Origin of the sequence: Streptomyces sp. NPDC085481, from assembly GCF_044541845.1 — a bacterium.
Taxonomy (GTDB): Bacteria; Actinomycetota; Actinomycetes; order Streptomycetales; family Streptomycetaceae; genus Streptomyces.
Window position 1 is genome coordinate 1,224,973 of sequence record NZ_JBITTJ010000001.1, and the last position, 15,809, is coordinate 1,240,781.

The 15,809-nt window shown below is 72.2% G+C and carries 15 protein-coding genes and 1 other RNA gene; 4 read left to right on the forward strand and 12 right to left on the reverse strand.

Going from position 1 to position 15,809, the window contains the following annotated elements; genetic code table 11:
• Positions 1-185: 185 nt before the first annotated feature.
• Positions 186-2,543, reverse strand: a complete 2,358-nt coding sequence (locus ACIGEZ_RS05615) for a HelD family protein (protein ID WP_399826025.1) — start codon at positions 2,541-2,543, stop codon at positions 186-188.
• Positions 2,544-2,604: 61 nt separating this feature from the next.
• On the reverse strand, positions 2,605-3,165 hold the full coding sequence (locus tag ACIGEZ_RS05620; protein WP_399826027.1) for a CGNR zinc finger domain-containing protein: 561 nt from the start codon (positions 3,163-3,165) through the stop codon (positions 2,605-2,607).
• A 296-nt stretch (positions 3,166-3,461) separates the two neighbouring features.
• Between ACIGEZ_RS05620 and ACIGEZ_RS05625 the strand changes: the two genes are divergently transcribed.
• Positions 3,462-4,289 carry a helix-turn-helix domain-containing protein gene (locus ACIGEZ_RS05625; RefSeq protein ID WP_399826029.1) on the forward strand — a complete coding sequence of 276 codons (828 nt, stop codon included), beginning with the start codon at positions 3,462-3,464 and terminating at the stop codon, positions 4,287-4,289.
• A 74-nt stretch (positions 4,290-4,363) separates the two neighbouring features.
• Here the strand turns inward: ACIGEZ_RS05625 and ACIGEZ_RS05630 are convergent, their stop codons facing one another.
• On the reverse strand, positions 4,364-4,879 hold the full coding sequence (locus tag ACIGEZ_RS05630; RefSeq protein WP_399826031.1) for a GNAT family N-acetyltransferase: 516 nt from the start codon (positions 4,877-4,879) through the stop codon (positions 4,364-4,366).
• An 80-nt stretch (positions 4,880-4,959) separates the two neighbouring features.
• On the opposite strand from ACIGEZ_RS05630, the gene ACIGEZ_RS05635 reads away from it, so the two are divergent.
• Positions 4,960-5,478 (forward strand): DUF1772 domain-containing protein, encoded by a 519-nt coding sequence (locus ACIGEZ_RS05635; RefSeq protein ID WP_399826032.1) that lies wholly within the window; start codon positions 4,960-4,962, stop codon positions 5,476-5,478.
• Between the two features lie 31 nt (positions 5,479-5,509).
• Here the strand turns inward: ACIGEZ_RS05635 and ACIGEZ_RS05640 are convergent, their stop codons facing one another.
• The 3 genes from ACIGEZ_RS05640 to ACIGEZ_RS05650 all read right to left on the reverse strand — a co-directional run bounded on the left by ACIGEZ_RS05640 (position 5,510) and on the right by ACIGEZ_RS05650 (position 9,233).
• Positions 5,510-6,664, reverse strand: a complete 1,155-nt coding sequence (locus tag ACIGEZ_RS05640; protein ID WP_399826034.1) for a uroporphyrinogen-III synthase — start codon at positions 6,662-6,664, stop codon at positions 5,510-5,512.
• Positions 6,665-6,748: 84 nt separating this feature from the next.
• Positions 6,749-8,122, reverse strand: a complete 1,374-nt coding sequence (locus tag ACIGEZ_RS05645) for a nitrate/nitrite transporter (RefSeq protein WP_399826036.1) — start codon at positions 8,120-8,122, stop codon at positions 6,749-6,751.
• Positions 8,123-8,273: 151 nt separating this feature from the next.
• Positions 8,274-9,233 (reverse strand): LysR family transcriptional regulator, encoded by a 960-nt coding sequence (locus ACIGEZ_RS05650; RefSeq protein WP_399826037.1) that lies wholly within the window; start codon positions 9,231-9,233, stop codon positions 8,274-8,276.
• 83 nt (positions 9,234-9,316) lie between these two features.
• Here ACIGEZ_RS05650 and ACIGEZ_RS05655 point away from each other — a divergent pair, with 83 nt between their 5' ends.
• The gene (locus tag ACIGEZ_RS05655; RefSeq protein ID WP_399826039.1) at positions 9,317-10,705 is read left to right on the forward strand and encodes an MFS transporter; all 1,389 of its coding nucleotides are present in this window, start codon (positions 9,317-9,319) and stop codon (positions 10,703-10,705) included.
• 28 nt (positions 10,706-10,733) lie between these two features.
• On the opposite strand, the gene ssrA is transcribed toward ACIGEZ_RS05655, so the two are convergent.
• The 5 genes from ssrA to ftsE all read right to left on the reverse strand — a co-directional run bounded on the left by ssrA (position 10,734) and on the right by ftsE (position 14,714).
• Positions 10,734-11,126: a transfer-messenger RNA gene (gene ssrA / locus ACIGEZ_RS05660) on the reverse strand.
• 144 nt (positions 11,127-11,270) lie between these two features.
• Complete coding sequence (gene smpB / locus ACIGEZ_RS05665; RefSeq protein ID WP_399826041.1) at positions 11,271-11,810, reverse strand: SsrA-binding protein SmpB; 540 nt, start codon at positions 11,808-11,810, stop codon at positions 11,271-11,273.
• An 18-nt stretch (positions 11,811-11,828) separates the two neighbouring features.
• The gene (locus ACIGEZ_RS05670) at positions 11,829-12,995 is read right to left on the reverse strand and encodes a S41 family peptidase (RefSeq protein WP_399826043.1); all 1,167 of its coding nucleotides are present in this window, start codon (positions 12,993-12,995) and stop codon (positions 11,829-11,831) included.
• A 79-nt stretch (positions 12,996-13,074) separates the two neighbouring features.
• Positions 13,075-13,992, reverse strand: a complete 918-nt coding sequence (gene ftsX / locus ACIGEZ_RS05675) for a permease-like cell division protein FtsX (RefSeq protein WP_399826045.1) — start codon at positions 13,990-13,992, stop codon at positions 13,075-13,077.
• A gap of 32 nt (positions 13,993-14,024) precedes the next feature.
• Positions 14,025-14,714, reverse strand: a complete 690-nt coding sequence (ftsE, locus tag ACIGEZ_RS05680; RefSeq protein WP_147978208.1) for a cell division ATP-binding protein FtsE — start codon at positions 14,712-14,714, stop codon at positions 14,025-14,027.
• A gap of 225 nt (positions 14,715-14,939) precedes the next feature.
• Between ftsE and ACIGEZ_RS05685 the strand changes: the two genes are divergently transcribed.
• On the forward strand, positions 14,940-15,125 hold the full coding sequence (locus tag ACIGEZ_RS05685; protein ID WP_399826048.1) for a hypothetical protein: 186 nt from the start codon (positions 14,940-14,942) through the stop codon (positions 15,123-15,125).
• A gap of 104 nt (positions 15,126-15,229) precedes the next feature.
• Here ACIGEZ_RS05685 and ACIGEZ_RS05690 read toward each other — a convergent pair.
• Positions 15,230-15,809, reverse strand: a 580-nt coding sequence (locus ACIGEZ_RS05690) for an LPXTG cell wall anchor domain-containing protein (protein WP_399826049.1), incomplete at its 5' end; no start/stop codon positions are given.

Here is a 15,809-nt window from a genome sequence, read left to right on the forward strand (position 1 = left end):
GCAAGTGGCACCGACCCGCCATGCTCGCCTCGCGGCAAGTGGTCCCTCTAAGGGACGAAGGTTGGGCCCGGGGGCTTGGATCGAGCCGGTGCCACGAACAAGGCTAACAAACCACCCTGGCAAGTGATTCCCGCCGCGCGAGTTGACTCGAAATCAGCCCCGGCCGGCCCTCCGCGCCCCCGCGCTCAGTCCCGCAGCAGGTCCGGCACACCGTCCGCGTCCGGCAGGTCCCGCTCGCCCGAGAGCACCGTCAGCGCCTGCGTGGACCGGGTCAGCGCCACGTACAGGACCCGCAGGCCGGCCGGGGACTCGTCCGCGATCTCCGCGGGCGAGACCACCACCGTGGCGTCGTACTCCAGGCCCTTCGCCTCCAGCGAGCCGAGCGCCACGACCCGGTCGCCGAGCCCGGCGAGCCACCGGGCGGCCTCCTCGCGCCGGTTCATGGCGACGACCACACCGACGGTGCCGTCCACCTGCCGGAGCAACCGCTCCGCCTCGGACCGTACGGTTTCGGCCAACTGGGCCTTCTCCGTGACCGGTACGAACCGGGGCTCGACACCCGTGGAGCGGACCGCGCGCGGCGACTCCTTGCCGGGCATCGCGAGCGCGAGCACCTTCGCGGCGAGGTCGGCGATCTCGGCCGGGTTGCGGTAGTTCACGGTGAGCTCGAAGCGGCGCCGCGGGCGGGTGCCGAGGGCCTCGTCGCGGGCCGCGGCGGCCTCGTCCGGGTCGGACCAGGAGGACTGGGCGGGGTCGCCGACCACCGTCCAGGTGGCGTGCCGGCCGCGGCGGCCGACCATCCGCCACTGCATGGGCGTGAGGTCCTGCGCCTCGTCCACGATGACGTGCGCGTACTCGGTGCGCTCGGCCGCGAGCCGCTCGGCCCGCTCGAACTGGGTCTCCTCCCGTACGGGCATGAGCTCCTCCAGGCCCGTGAGCTGGTCCAGCGGGTCGTACTCGCGCCTCTTGCGGGGCCGGACCGGGGTGCCGAGGAGGGTGGCCAGCTCGTCGAGCAGGGCCACGTCGTGCACGGAGAGCCCGGGCCTGCGCAGCGAGCGGGCGAGCCGGCGCACCTCGCCGGGGTTGAGGACGCGGCGCGCCCAGCGGCCGAGCCGCTTCTCGTCGGCCATGGCGTCGAGGACCCGGCGCGGGGTGAGTTCGGGCCACCAGGCGTCGAGGAAGCCGAGGAAGGAGTCCTCGGTCGACACGTCCTCGTCGAAGGAGGAGCGCAGTTCGGCGGCGAGCTCGGGGTCGCTGTGCCGGCTGGCGGCGCCGGACTTGGCGTACAGCGCGTCGAGCAGCAGGCGGCGGGCGCGGGGGCGGAGCAGGTTGACGGGGGCGGTGCCGCCGAGGACGTTGTGGCGGATGCGCGCGAGGTCGTCGGCACCCAGTTCGAGACGGCGGCCGAAGGCGACGACCCGGAGCAGGTTCGGGGAGACCGCCGCCTTGGGGGCCTCCTCGTCCTCCTCGCCCAGCGCGAGCTGACCCCCGGCGGCGGGCTTGGGCGCCGGGGTCTCCAGGGCGCCGCGGGCGGCCTTGCGCAGGACGGCGAGCATCCGGGAGGAGCCCTTGATCCGGGCCACGGCGGGCTCGTCGTAGGCATCGGCCTCGGCGCCGGCGGCGTCCTCGCCGAGCGAGCCGATCGCACGGATGGCGACCTGCCCCTCCTCGCCGAGCGAGGGCAGCACGCCCTCGGTGTACGAGACGAGCAGCGGGGTGGGCGAGACGATGAGGATGCCGCCCGCGTAGCGGCGCCGGTCCTGGTAGAGCAGGTAGGCGGCGCGGTGCAGGGCGACGGCGGTCTTGCCGGTGCCGGGGCCGCCCTCGACGTACGTGACGGAGGCGGCGGGGGCGCGGATGACCAGGTCCTGTTCGGCCTGGATGGAGGCGACGATGTCGCGCATCGTGTGGCTGCGGGCCTGCCCGAGCGCGGCCATCAGGGCGCCGTCGCCGATGACGGGGAGCTCGCGGCCGTCGAGGGTGGCCTTGAGCTCGGGGCGCATCAGGTCGTCCTCGACGCCGAGGACCCGGCGGCCCTTGGAGCGGATGACGCGGCGGCGGACGACCCGGCCGGGGTCGACCGGGGTGGAGCGGTAGAAGGGGGCGGCGGCGGGGGCGCGCCAGTCGATGACGAGCGGGGCGTAGTCGGAGTCGAGGACGCCGATGCGGCCGATGTGCAGGGTCTCGCCGATGTCGGCGGTGTTGTCGGGCCGTACGGCGTCCTCGGCGGGCTCGACGGAGGTGTACGCGCCGTCGGGACCCTTCTTGCCGTCCTTGCCGTACAGCAGGTCGATGCGCCCGAAGAGGAAGTCCTCGAACTCGTTGTTGAGCCGGTTGAGGTGGATGCCGGCCCGGAAGACCTGGGCGTCGCGCTCGGCGAGGGCGCCGGGCGTGCCGACCTGTCCCCGCTGGGCGGCGTCGTTCATCAGGAACTCGGCTTCGTGGATCTTCTCCTCGAGGCGGCGGTAGACCTGATCCAGATGTTCCTGTTCGACACCGATCTCACGGTCTCTGACCGTGTCGACGGCTTCCTGCGCGGCCACCGGGCCCCCTTCTGACGTGCACTGGGCAGCCGTCGAGCGTACGCCACCGGGAGGGGGTATGTCAGGCCTGGTGACGGGCGGGGCGCGGGTGGGCCGCGCGGTGCCGGGCGACGCGGGCCCGGTTGCCGCAGATCTCACTGGAGCACCAGCGCCTGCGGCGGCCCCGTGAGGTGTCGAGATAGCAGCGGCGGCAGCCGGGGCCCTCGCAGCGGCGGAGCAGGGCGCGGGCGGCGGGGTCGGTGAGCAGGTCGACGGCGTCGCGGGCGACCGCGGCGAGCAGGGCGCGGCAGTCGGGTTCGCCGCTGAGGGCGCGGACGAGGTGCCCGGAGCGGGTGCGGACGGCGCGGGGGGCGGGGGGTGCGGAGGCGGCGGCGAAGGCGTTGAGGAGCTCCAGGGCGGCGGGCCGGGCGGGCCGGGCCTCGACCTGGGCGGCGACCAGTTCGGCGAGGCAGTCGCGCAGTTCGCGGAAGGCGGCGAGCCAGCGGGTGTCGAGGGTGCGCAGGCGGGTGCCGGGCGGGACGAGACCGGTGGCGCGCAGGAAGCGGGCGAGGGCCTCGGGCCGGTCGAGGGGTTCGGCGGCGAGGCTCAGGCAGACCCGTCCGGAGTCGAACCGTACGGTCATGCGCACGTCACCCCTTTCACGTCCCGACCAGAGTGCTCCCGGGGAGCGCAACTGGCTAGAGGCGCGGAAAGGGTCAGCCGCGAGGTGACGGAAAGGGGTCGGCCCGGGCGTACGGGGGAGCCGCCCGGGCCGACCCGGAACCGGCGCGGCACGGGGGAGAGCCGTCCGGTTGTCGGAGGGTGTCCCCGCAGGTCAGCGCGGGGCACCCACAGCATGAACGTTCAACTGTTTATTATCTACGGACGATTTTTCCTGGTAATTCCCTGGTACTTCGCACACGGACACAAGGGGTCACGGTGAACAGGACGGCGCTACGGGCCCTCTTGCGGGAACGCCGCGAGCTGATCGCCCCCGAGGCACACGGGCTCAGCCGCCCCACGGGACGGGGCCGGCGCGCCCGCGGCCTGTCCCAGCACCAGGTCGACGAGCTGACCTGCCGCGCCGTCGACACGTATAACCGCCTGGAGACGGGCCGCTACCCGAACCCGCCCGCCGACTACCTGCGCCAGGTCGCCCGGCTCTTCGGCCTCAACGAGCAGGAGTGGGTCTCGCTCTGCCGGTACGCGGGGATCGGCGACCCGCCGGGACCGCTGCACCCCTCCTCCGGCCTGGAGGTCCCCGGCGTGTGGCAGGAGGCCGTGGACGGCATCGGCCACATGGCGTACCTCACCGACGCCTCCTGGAACCTGCTCGCCCACAACCGCCACTTCGCCGACATGGTCCCCGGCGGCCGGGTGCCTTCGAACACCATGCGCTGGATGCTCCTCGACAAGGAGGCCCGCGACACCAGCCTGCTCGACTGGTCGACCGTGTGGGCGCCGCTGATCCTGCCCCAGCTGCGGGCCGCGCTCGCCCTGCGCGGCGGGGACGCGACCCTGCGGCAGATCGAGCGGGAGGTGCGCGCCGACCCGGACCTCGGTCCGCTGTGGGTGGCGGGCGGCGCCCACATCCACCCCGACGGCGACGAGCGCCCGCTCCACCACGCCGTCGCGGGCCCCGGCCACGTCACGATCTGCGCCGCCCAGCCGCTGACGGCCCCCGGGGCCCGGCTGATCATCATGCTGTTCCGCCCGGGCCTGCAGAAGGCCCACGCGAGGGCGCCGATGCTTCGGGCGAATTCCTAGGGGTGTCTCGGGGGGTCTCGTCGGGGCGTCTCGGGAGTGTCCTCGGGGGTGTCTCGCCCCCTGGAAGGCCGGCCCTAGACGACGGGCGGCCCGTCGTCGTGCAGGACCCGCTGGAAGAGGTGGTGGTCGCGCCACTCACCGTCGATGTGCAGATAGCGGGGCGCCGTCCCGATCCGCTCGAAACCGCACTTGGCGAGCACACGCTGCGAGGCGTGGTTGTACAGCAGCGTGCCGGCCTCGATCCGGTGCAGCCCGAGCTCCTCGCGGGCGGCCCGGCAGACCTCCTCGGTCAGGGCGGTGGCCAGGCCCCTGCCCGCGTACTCCTGATCGATCCAGTAGCCGAGCGAGCCGCTGCGGAAGGGTCCGAGAACGATCCCCGAGAGGATGGCCGAGCCCACGATCCGCTCGCCGTCGACCGCGAACCAGCGCCTCCCCCCGTCACCGAGCCGCGCTGCCTGCCCCTCGTCGGTGTAGTACGCCTCGGTCCGGTGCGGCTCGAAGGGCCGCATGTACGCCCGGTTCCTGAGCAGGGCCGCGGCGAGCGCGGGGGCGTCGGTGGGGGCTGCGGGTCTGATGCGTACGGTTGCCATCCGCGTACCGTAGACGCCCGCGTATGCCGGTGCGACGGAAAACCATGGAGCGCACCACTCCCCGGCTCTTGAATGGGGACATGACACAGAACTGGGGCGGGAAAGGTGCCGGGGCGGTCCTCGGCTCGGCGACGGTGGCGACCGGACTGGTCGCGGGGGTGTGGTTCGCGTACGTGTGCTCGGTGATGCCGGCGCTGGCGCGCAGCGACGACCGGGTCTTCGTCGAGGTGATGCGGAACGTCAACGACGTGATCCAGAACCCGGTGTTCTTCACCCCGTTCTTCGGGGCGCTGATCCTCACGGCGGTCTCCGCCTGGCAGCACCGCGCCACCCGGGCCCGGGCCTGGACCCTCGCCGCGCTCGTCCTGTACGCGGCGGTCTTCGTGATCACCTCGGCGGCGAACGTCCCCCTCAACGACGCCCTCGCGGCGGCACCGGACCCGGCGCGGGCCCGGGCCGGCTTCGAGACCCCGTGGGTGGCCTGGAACCTGGCCCGCGCGGTCCTGACGGCGGCGGGCTTCGGCTGCCTGCTCGGGGCCGTGACCGTACGGGCCGGGGGCCGGGCGCGGGCGACGACCGGCGCCGGGGCCCTGCGCTAGCGACCCGCGCCGGTCGCGCGGGGGGCCCGCGCTAGTCGCTGTCCGGGACCCCGTCCCCGTACTTGTCGTCCGCCGCCGGGTCGAGGGCCAGCCGGTAACCCCGCTTGACCACCGTCTGGATCAGCTTCGGTGTCCCCAGGGCCGTGCGGAGGCGGGCCATCGCCGTCTCCACCGCGTGTTCGTCGCGGCCCGCGCCGGGCAGGGCGCGCAGGAGTTCGGAGCGGGCGACGACCCAGCCGGGGCGGCGGGCGAGCAGGCCGAGGAGGGCCATGCCGGCCGGGGGGACCGGGCGCAGGGTGCCGTCGACGAGGACCGCCTGGCCGCGGATCTCGACCCGGTGGCCGGCCAGCGGCAGGACCCGCGCGCGGGCGGGCAGTTCTTGGCACAGGAGCTGCACCAGGGGGCCGAGCCGGAAGCGCTCGGGCTGGTGGGTGTCGACGGACAGGGCCTGCAGCGGCAGCGCCGTCACCGGGCCCACGCACACCGCGAGCACGTCGTGCCGCAGCGCCGCCACCAGCTCGTCGAGCAGCCCGCGTTCGCGTGCCCGGTCGAGCAGCGAGGCGGCGGCCGGGGCGCTGGTGAAGGTCACCGCGTCGAGGCCGCGCGCGACGGTCGCGTCGAGGAGCCGGTCGAGCGGGCCGATGTCCTCGGGCGGCATCCAGCGGTAGACCGGGACGACCACGACCTCCGCCCCGCCCGCCGTGAGCGCCTCCACGAAGCCCGGCAGCGGCTCCCCGTGCAGCTGGAGGGCGATGCGCCGCCCCGCGACGCCCTCGTCGAGCAGCCGGTCGAGGACCTCGGCCATCGACTCGGAGGACGGCGACCAGGTCTCGGTGAGCCCGGCCGCCCGGACCGCGCCCTTCACCTTGGGCCCGCGGGCGAGGAGTTCGACCCCGCGCAGCCGGTCGAGGAGCTGCTCGCCGAAGCCCCAGCCGTCGGCCGCCTCGACCCAGCCCCGGAAGCCGATCGCCGTGGTGGCGACGACGACGTCCGGGACGTGGTCGATGAGGTCCTTGGTGGCGGCGAGAAGTTCGGTGTCGTCCGCGAGGGGCACGATCCGCAGCGCCGGACCGTGGACGACGGCCGCACCGCGCCGGCGCAGCAGCGCGATCAGCTCGTCCGCGCGCCGCGCCGCCGTGACCCCGACGGTGAAGCCCGCGAGGGGCCCCTGCTCTTGCTCGTCCATGTCCGCCGAGACTGCCGGGGAAGCGTGTCGGTCTCGGTTCACCGGTATTTCCTGGTCGTTACGGCCGTGCGGGACCACTGTGACTCACACCTCGGCGTATCCGCGGCGGGCCTCCGCCTGCTCGGCGGCCCCGTCCGTCCCGACCGCCTCCACCGCGTCCGGCACACCGGCCCGGCCCCGAAGGTATACCGCCCAGGTGACGGCCATGCACGCCGCGTAGAAGGCGAGGAAGGCGACGAAGGCGCCCGTACCGGAGCCGACCGTCAGGAACGACTGCCGGAAGGCGAGGTTGATGCCGAGGCCGCCGAGCGCGCCCACCGCACCGATCAGCCCCATGGAGGCGCCGGAGAGCCGGCGGCCGTACGCCTCCGCAGTCTCGCCCGACAGGCCCTTGCGGTGCCCCTGGGCGAGGAAGATCGCCGGGATCATCTTGTACGTGGAGCCGTTGCCGAGGCCGCTGAGCGCGAAGAGCGCGATGAAGCCGACGAGGAAGACGGTGAGCGACTCGGCCACGGAGGCGTAGAGCACGACACCGGTGGCGGCCGCCATGGCGGCGAAGGTGCCCAGCGTGATGCGGGCGCCGCCGTACCGGTCGGCGAGCGCGCCGCCGAGCGGCCGGACGAGCGAGCCGAGCAGCGGGCCGATGAAGGTGAGCGAGGCGGCCTGCAGCGGGGTGCGCCCGAACTGGGTCTGCAGGACCAGGCCGAAGGCGAAGCTGTAGCCGATGAACGAGCCGAAGGTGCCGATGTACAGGAAGGCCATGATCCACGTGTGGCGGGCCCGCACGGCCTCCTTGACGGCGCCGGTGTCGTTCCTGACGGGGGCGAGGTTGTCCATGAACACCGCGCCGCACACCGCGGCGACGGCGATCAGCGGGATGTAGACGCCGAGCACGATCCTCGGGTGCAGGGCGCCGGCGGTGCCGATGACCAGCAGGCCGACGAGCTGGACGACGGGGACGCCGATGTTGCCGCCGCCCGCGTTGAGGCCGAGCGCCCAGCCCTTCTTCCGCAGCGGGAAGAACGCGTTGATGTTGGTCATGGAGGAGGCGAAGTTGCCGCCGCCGACGCCGGTGAGGGCCGCGACGAGCACGAACGTGCCGTACGAGGTGCCCGGTTCCATCACCGCGTACGCGAGGCCCGTCGGCAGCAGCAGCAACAGGGCGCTCACGACGGTCCAGTTACGGCCGCCGAAGCGGGCGACGGCGAAGGTGTACGGGACGCGGATGAAGGCGCCGACGAGGGTGGCGGTGGCGATCAGGAAGAACTTGCCCGCCGGGTCGACGCCGTACTGGGGCCCCATGAAGAGGACCATGACCGACCACAGGCTCCAGATGGAGAAGCCGATGTGCTCGGCGAGCACCGAGAACCACAGGTTCCGGCGTGCGATCCGCTCCCCCTGCTCCTGCCAGAAGGTCTCGTCTTCCGGTTCCCACCGTTCGATCCATCGGCCGGCCATCTCGTACCTCCACGGATGTCGGGCCCTTGCGCGGTGCTCGGGTCCCCTTGCGGTATGACGCTAGGAACGTCGCGTTTCAGGACGGTGGCGCGAAGTGACGGGTACGGAACCTTGCTCTCACCGGGAGCGGGCGGGGGGTGTGAGCGCCCCCCTACGGCGCTCCCGGTTCCCCGTCGGGGATCCAGGACCCGGCCGGGCGCCGGTGCCAGCCCTCCCGGGCGGCGAGGTCGGCGGCGGCCCGGCGCAGGACGTCGAGCCCGGGATGCCGCAGCCCTTTGCGCCACACCAGGCTCACGGGCGACAACGGTACGGGGTCGACCAGCGGCCGCAGCACACAGCCCGGCATGTCCGGGAAGCTCAGCACGGCGAGGACCGGGGTCGGGGCCTTGGCCATGATCCGGCCGAACTCCTCCTTGCCGACGGCGAGCGGCGCGGGCGGCGCGATACGGATGCCACGCCCGGCGAACAGCCGGGCGGCGAGGTCGGTCCACTCGGGCGTCCGGTCGTTGCCGGCGCCGGCGTAGACGTCCCGGCCGGCGAGGGCGTCGAGGGGGACCTCGGGCAGCCCGGCCAGGGCGTCGCCCTCGGGCAGCAGCACGGCCATCGGGTCGTACCGTACGAACTGTGCCTCAAGGCGCTCCCGCAGGCCCGGCGCGAGCCCCCCGTACCGCCCGAAGGAGGCGTCGAGGCGCCCGGCCAGGATCTCCCGCACGGCGCCGGTCAGACCGCTCTCGTAGCGGGCCATCAGCTCCAGGTCCGGGGCGAGTGAGCGGGCCAGGTCGAGGACGCGCTCATGGCCGAGTCCGTCGCTGTTGAGGTCGACGAGGAGCGGCCGGGGCCCGCCGCGGAACGCCTCGGCGAGTTCGTCGTGGGCCGCGAGCACCCGGTGCGCGTACGGGAGCAGCCGCTCGCCCTCGGGGGTGAGGGCGACCTGCCGGGTGGTACGGACGAACAGCTCGGCGCCCAGGTCGCGTTCGAGGCGCCGGATGTCGCGGCTGAGCGCCTGCTGGGCGGTGTAGAGCCGGGCGGCGGCGCGGGTGAAGTGGAGTTCGGCCGCCACGGCGGTGAAGGCGCGCAGGAGCCGGGGGTCGAGATCGTCGGTCGGGGCCACCGCCGCATCTAACAACACAGGTGCGTCAATCGCCACCGATTAGGTGTTGGACCGGCAGGGTCATGCCAACGGAACCTTGATCCATGCCGCCATCGCACCTCACCCTCACTCCGGCGGGCCCCGCCCTGGCCCCGCGCTACCGCGAGACCCCGCCCAAGCCTCACCGCGAGACCCCGCCCACGCCCCACCGCGAGACCCCGCCCAAGCCCCCGGCCAACCCCTACCTCCGTCTCTTCTCCCTCCCCGGCGCCCGCGCCTTCACCCTCGGCAATCTGATCGCCCGGCTGCCCATGGGCATGTTCGGCGTCAGTGCCGTCGTCATGATCGCCGGCGCGTACGGCTCGTACGCCCTCGCGGGCGCCGTCAGCGCCACCGGCCTGGCCGCCGGGGCGCTCACGGCGCCCTGGATCGCCCGCCTCGTCGACCGCCACGGCCAGGCGCGGATCGCAGTGCCCGCCACCGCCTACGCGGTGCTCGGCCAGCTCGTCCTGCTGCTCTGCGCGCACGCCCACGCCCCCGCCTGGACCCTCTTCCTGACCAGCGCGGCCACCGCCACCGCCCCGAACACCGGCGGCATGTCCCGGGCCCGCTGGGCGCACCTCCTGAAGGGCGACCCGGACACCCTGCACACCGCCAACGCCTTCGAGCAGGCCACCGACGAGCTGTGCTTCATGATCGGCCCGGTCCTGGCCGCGTTCCTCTGCTCGGCGCTCTTCCCCGAGGCCGGCATGCTGGTGGCCGCCCTCCTCTTCCTCACCGGGGTGCTGCTCTTCGCCGCCCAGCGCGCCACCGAGCCGCCGGTCGCCCCGCGCGTCACAGCGGGCTCCCCGCTGCGGGCCCCCGGCATGCCGGCCCTGCTCGCGGTCTTCCTCGCCACCGGCGCGGTCTTCGGCTCGATGGAGATCGTCACCCTCGCGTACGTGGACGGCCCCGTCGCGGGCCCGGTGCTCGCCCTCCAGGCGGCGGGCTCCTTCCTGGCCGGCCTGGCCTACGGGCGCGCCCGCCGCTCCGTCCGGCTCGCGAGCTGCCTCGCGGCCATGACGGCCCTGATGACCCTCCCGCTGCTCGCCGCCCTCACCGGCTCGCTGCCCGCCCTCGCGGGCGGCCTGCTGGTGGCGGGCATGGCGACCGCGCCGACGATGGTCACCGGCATGACCCTGGTCCAGCGGCTGACCCCGGCGGCGCAGCTCAACGAGGGCATGACGCTCGCGGTGACCGCCCTGCTCGGCGGCATCGCGCTGGGCTCGGCGTCGGGCGGCTGGCTCGCGGAGCACGCCCCGACGACGACGTACGGCTACCTGGTCCCGGCCACGGCGGCGGGCCTGGCGCTCACGGTCCGGCTCATCACCGGGCGGGGCACGGGGCGGGCGGGCACGAGGCAGCCGGGCACGGCGCGGGCGGGCGGGGCGCAGGAAGGCGTGGCGCAGCCGGGCACGGCGCGGGCGGGCATGACAAAGGCCCGGCGGTCGTGAGACCACCGGGCCCGTGCCCACATGGGATGAGTGGAGATGGCGGGAATCGAACCCGCGTCCAACGGTGCAGAATCAGGGCTTCTCCGTGTGCAGTCCGCTAGGAGTTTCTCAGCCCCGGAGATCACGCGGACAAGTCTCCGACGGGCTCAGTCACTGTTTGATTTCCCTCAGGCCCCCGTGACCGGGGCTAGAGGTTTAGATCCCTAGATGACGCCAGGATCCGGGTCGGGACCACCCCCGGGCTGACGCTCCTCACAGAGGCTTCTACTCGTTACCTGAAATCAGGCAGCGAGGGCGAAGCGGGAGTTATCGCTCTTGGTGTTGGCGATTATTGGTTGCGACATATGGTTTACGAGATCATTGCCGCTTCCTCGACACGCTTCCCCTGCTTCGACATCCGCTGTCGAAACCGATCATCCCCATGTTGATTTTTCAATGCACGCACCCTCGGTGAGGTGCGCTGCCCATCGTACGTGACCGACGAGCACGCTCGCCAGCGTATTACCGGTGGCGGGCCTCCCGGCGCCGTCCGAGCACGCCCGGTCGAGCGCTCGGCCGAGCGCGCTCAGCCGAGCTTCGCCGCCCGCTGCTTGCGGCGGGCCGCCGCGATGGCGCGGCTCGCCTCGCGCGTGTCCTGCTTCTCCCGCAGCGTCTGGCGCTTGTCGAACTCCTTCTTGCCCTTGGCGAGCGCGATCTCGCACTTCACCCGGCTGCCCAGGAAGTACAGGGAGAGGGGCACGATCGTGTGACCCGTCTCCGAGGCCTTCTGCTCCAGCTTGTCGATCTCCTCCCGGTGCAGCAGCAGCTTGCGCTTCCGCTTCGCCGAGTGGTTGGTCCAGCTGCCCTGGGAGTACTCGGGGACGTGGATGTTGTGCAGCCACGCCTCATGGCCGTCGATCTGGACGAAGCCGTCGACGAGCGACGCCCTGCCCATCCGCAGCGACTTCACCTCGGTGCCCATGAGCACCACACCGCACTCGTAGGTGTCGATGATGTGGTAGTCGTGCCGCGCTTTCTTGTTCTGCGCGATGAGCTTGCGCTCCGGCCCCTTGTCCTGGTTCTTCTTCGCAGGCTTGCCCTGCACGTTGACGAGTCCCTTTGCCATAGTGCGGTCATTTTCGCACTACGAGGCCCCTCCGAGGCCACTCAATACCGTACGGGCCCGATCCTCGGCCCGATCGCCGGCCGCGAGGTCCGGGGTGATGCCGCGGCCGTCCACCGCGTGCCCGGCCGGTGTCCGGTAGTGGCCGACGGTGAGCTCGGCGACGGAGCCGTCCGGCAGGGTGCTCGGCATCTGCACCGAGCCCTTGCCGAAGGTGCGCGAACCGACCGTGACCGCCCGGCCCCGGTCCTGCAACGCCCCGGTGAGCAGCTCGGCCGCGCTCATCGTGCCGCCGTCGATCAGCGCCACCAGGGGCCGTGCGGTGTCGCCGCCGCGTTCCGCGTACACCGCGCGCTGCTCGCCGTCCACGTCGTACGTGGCGACCAGACCGCCGTCGAGGAAGGCGGAGGCGGCGGTGGCGGCCTCGGCGAGCAGCCCGCCGGAGTTGCCGCGCAGGTCGAGCAGGACCCCGGCGCCGGCCGGTGCGCGGCGCACCGCCTCCCGTACCCGGTCGCCCGTGCCCTTGGTGAAGGCGGCCACCCTGATCAGGACGGTGCCGTCGGCGAGCCGGCGGACGGTGACGGGGTCGGTTTCGAGCCGGGCCCGGCGCAGGGTCTGGGTCCAGGCGGAGCGGCCGCGCTCGACGCCGAGGGCGACGCTGGAGCCGGAGACGCCCCCGCCACGCAGTAACGACACGACCTCGGAGACGGACAGGCCGCCGACGGCCCGGCCGTCGACGCTGGTGAGCCGGTCACCGGGGCGCAGTCCGGCCCGCTCGGCGGGCCCGCCGGCCTGGACCCGGCTGATCTCGACCCGGTCCCGCGCGCCCTTACGGGCGGAAAGCCCCACGCCGGTGTACGAGCCGTCCAGTGCCTGCTCGAACTCGGCGTACTCCCGCTTGTCGTACACCGCGCCCCACCGGTCGCCGCTGCGGCTGACGAACTCCTCGGCGGCCTTCTTGCCGGACTTGCCGTCGGCGATCGCCTCGGCGGCGGCCCGGGCCAGCGCGGCCCGGTCGACGGTGCTGCCCGGCACCGCCCTGGCGGGCTCTCCCGGCCGCTCCTGCCGGGGCAGCGCCCCGGTGGCGGCGGCGGTGGCGAGGACCCCGGCGAAGACCAACGTCAAAGCGGCCCCACGGAGAACTCCGCGGGGCCTTCGACAGAACTCGGGGCCGGCACCGGCACGCATGTCGCCCACTCTAGGACAAGCGAATGGCGCCGTACGGCGGTTGGCCGGACGACGCCATGGGCTCACCACGAGCGAACTGTCACACCTTCAGGTACTTGCGCAACGCGATGAAGGCGGCAAGGGCGGGCATCAGCAGGCCGATCGCGATGACGAGCGGCAGCTTGGCGAGGACGGCGTCCCAGCCGATGAAGTTGACCAGCTGCATCTTGTCGGCGAGCGCGATGCCGTGGTCGATCAGGAAGTAGCGGCCGACGAGCAGCATCACACAGGCGACGGCGCCACCGAGGAGACCGGCGAAGGCGGCCTCCATGATGAACGGCATCTGGATGTAGAAGTTGGTCGCGCCGACCAGACGCATGATGCCGGTCTCGCGGCGCCGGCTGAACGCGGAGACGCGCACCGTGTTCACGATCAGCATCAGCGCGATGACCAGCATCAGGCCCATGACACCGAGGGCGGCGATGTTCATGCCGTTCATCAGGTCGAAGAGGTTCTGCAGGATGTTGCGCTGGTCCTGGACCGACTCGACGCCGTCGCGTCCGGCGAAGGCGGTCGCGACCACCTTGTACTTCTCCGGGTCCTTCAGCTTGACCCGGAAGGACTCCTGCATCTGGTCCGGCGTCACGACCGAGGCGATGGCCGTGTCGCCGTACTGCTCCTTGTAGTGCTTGTAGGCCTCGTCGGCGGACTCGTGGTGGACCGTCTCGACGATGTCCATCTTCTTCAGATCGGCCTCGATCTGCTCCTTCTGCTGCGCGGTGACCGCGCCCTTGGCGCACTTGGCCGAGGTGGCCCCGTCGCTCTTGTTGCAGAGGAAGATGGAGACGTTGACCTTGTCGTACCAGTAGTCCTTCATCGTGCTGACCTGCTCGCGCATGAGCAGCGCCCCGCCGAACAGGGCGAGCGAGAGGGCCACGGACACGATGACGGCGAAGGTCATCGTCAGGTTGCGCCGGAGACCGACGCCGATCTCGGAGAGCACGAACTGAGCGCGCATGGGTCTGCTTTCTCCTACTCGCTATCGCGGGCTCAGTGCTGGTATCCGTAGACGCCGCGCGCCTGGTCACGGACGAGGCGGCCCTTTTCGAGCTCGATGACGCGCTTGCGCATCTGGTCGACGATGTTCTGGTCGTGGGTCGCCATGACGACGGTGGTTCCCGTCCTGTTGATCCGGTCGAGCAGCTTCATGATGCCGACCGAGGTCTGCGGGTCGAGGTTGCCGGTGGGCTCGTCGGCGATCAGCAGCATCGGGCGGTTGACGAAGGCCCGCGCGATGGCGACGCGCTGCTGCTCACCACCGGACAGCTCACCCGGCATGCGGTCCTCCTTGCCGCCGAGGCCGACCAGGTCGAGCACCTGGGGCACGGCCTTGCGGATCTCGCCGCGGGGCTTGCCGATGACCTCCTGGGCGAAGGCCACGTTCTCGGCGACGGTCTTGTTGGGCAGCAGGCGGAAGTCCTGGAAGACCGTCCCCAGCTGGCGGCGCATGTGCGGCACCTTCCAGTTGGACAGCCGGGCGAGGTCCTTGCCCAGGACGTGCACCTGGCCGTGGCTGGCGCGCTCCTCGCGCAGGATCAGCCGCAGGAAGGTCGACTTTCCGGAGCCGGAGGAACCGACGAGGAAGACGAACTCCCCCTTCTCGATCTCCAGGGAGACCTCCCGGAGAGCCGGGCGGTTCTGCTTCGGATAGGACTTGGAGACATTGTCGAATCGGATCACGGATGCACCACGGTCGGCCGGGAGTAGGTGTGCGTGACCATACGCGAACGGGGATGGCCCGCGCAGTCGCGGTCCTGGCTTGTGTGCTTTATCCTTTTCGTCCTTCCGGTCACGGCGCACGGGGCGCGCCGAAACAGTCCGGAGCTGGCACAGTGGTAGAGGGAACGGTCGGATCACCCCGAGCGTTGTCCAGGTAAGGATCCCTGTGCGGGAGGAGGAGAGCGCATGACCTATGACCGACTGGTGTGCGCCAGCTGCGCGGCCCCCGTCGCGGAGGGCCGCTGCCCCGTCTGCCGCGCGAACCGCGAGCGTCTGCCCCAGCCGACGGGCCTGACCCCGGCGATGTTGCTGACCCTGGTGATCGCCCTGGTGGCGACGATGGCACTGCTGGCGGCCGTACGCGGCATCTAGGGGCTCCCTGGAGCCGCACACGAGCCGGAACACGAAGAAGGGCCGAGGGCTTCGCCCCCGGCCCTTCTCATGCTCTTACCGCACCCTCAGGCGCCCGAGCCGCCTCAGACGGCGGCGCGACCGCCGGAGACGACGCGCGGCAGGAAGCGGAAGCCGATACCGCCGGCGATCATGGTCGCGGCGCCGATGATCAGGAACGAGGTCTCGGCGGCGCCGGTCTCGGCCAGCTCCTCCTTGGCCTTGCCCTGCTCGACGGGCTGCGAGCCGGCGTTGTTGGTGTCGGTGTTGTTGTTGTCGACGCACTCGGCACCATCGAGGTCGACGGTGCAGGTGCCGGCGCCGCCGTTGGTGGTGGAGCCACCATCGGTCTCGGTACCGCCGTCGGTCGAGCCGCCGGTGGTCGAGGTGCCACCGTTGTTACCGGTACCGCCGTTGTTGCCCGTACCGCCGTTGTTACCGGTACCACCGTTGTTGCCCGTACCGCCATTGTTACCGGTACCACCGTTGTTACCGGTGCCACCGTTGTTGCCCGTACCGCCGTTGTTACCGGTACCACCGTTGTTACCGGTGCCACCGTTCTCGGTACCGCCGTTCTCGGTACCGCCGTTCTCGGTACCGCCGTTCTCGGTACCGCCGTTCTCGGTACCGCCGTTCTCGGTACCGCCGTTCTCGGTACCGCCGTTC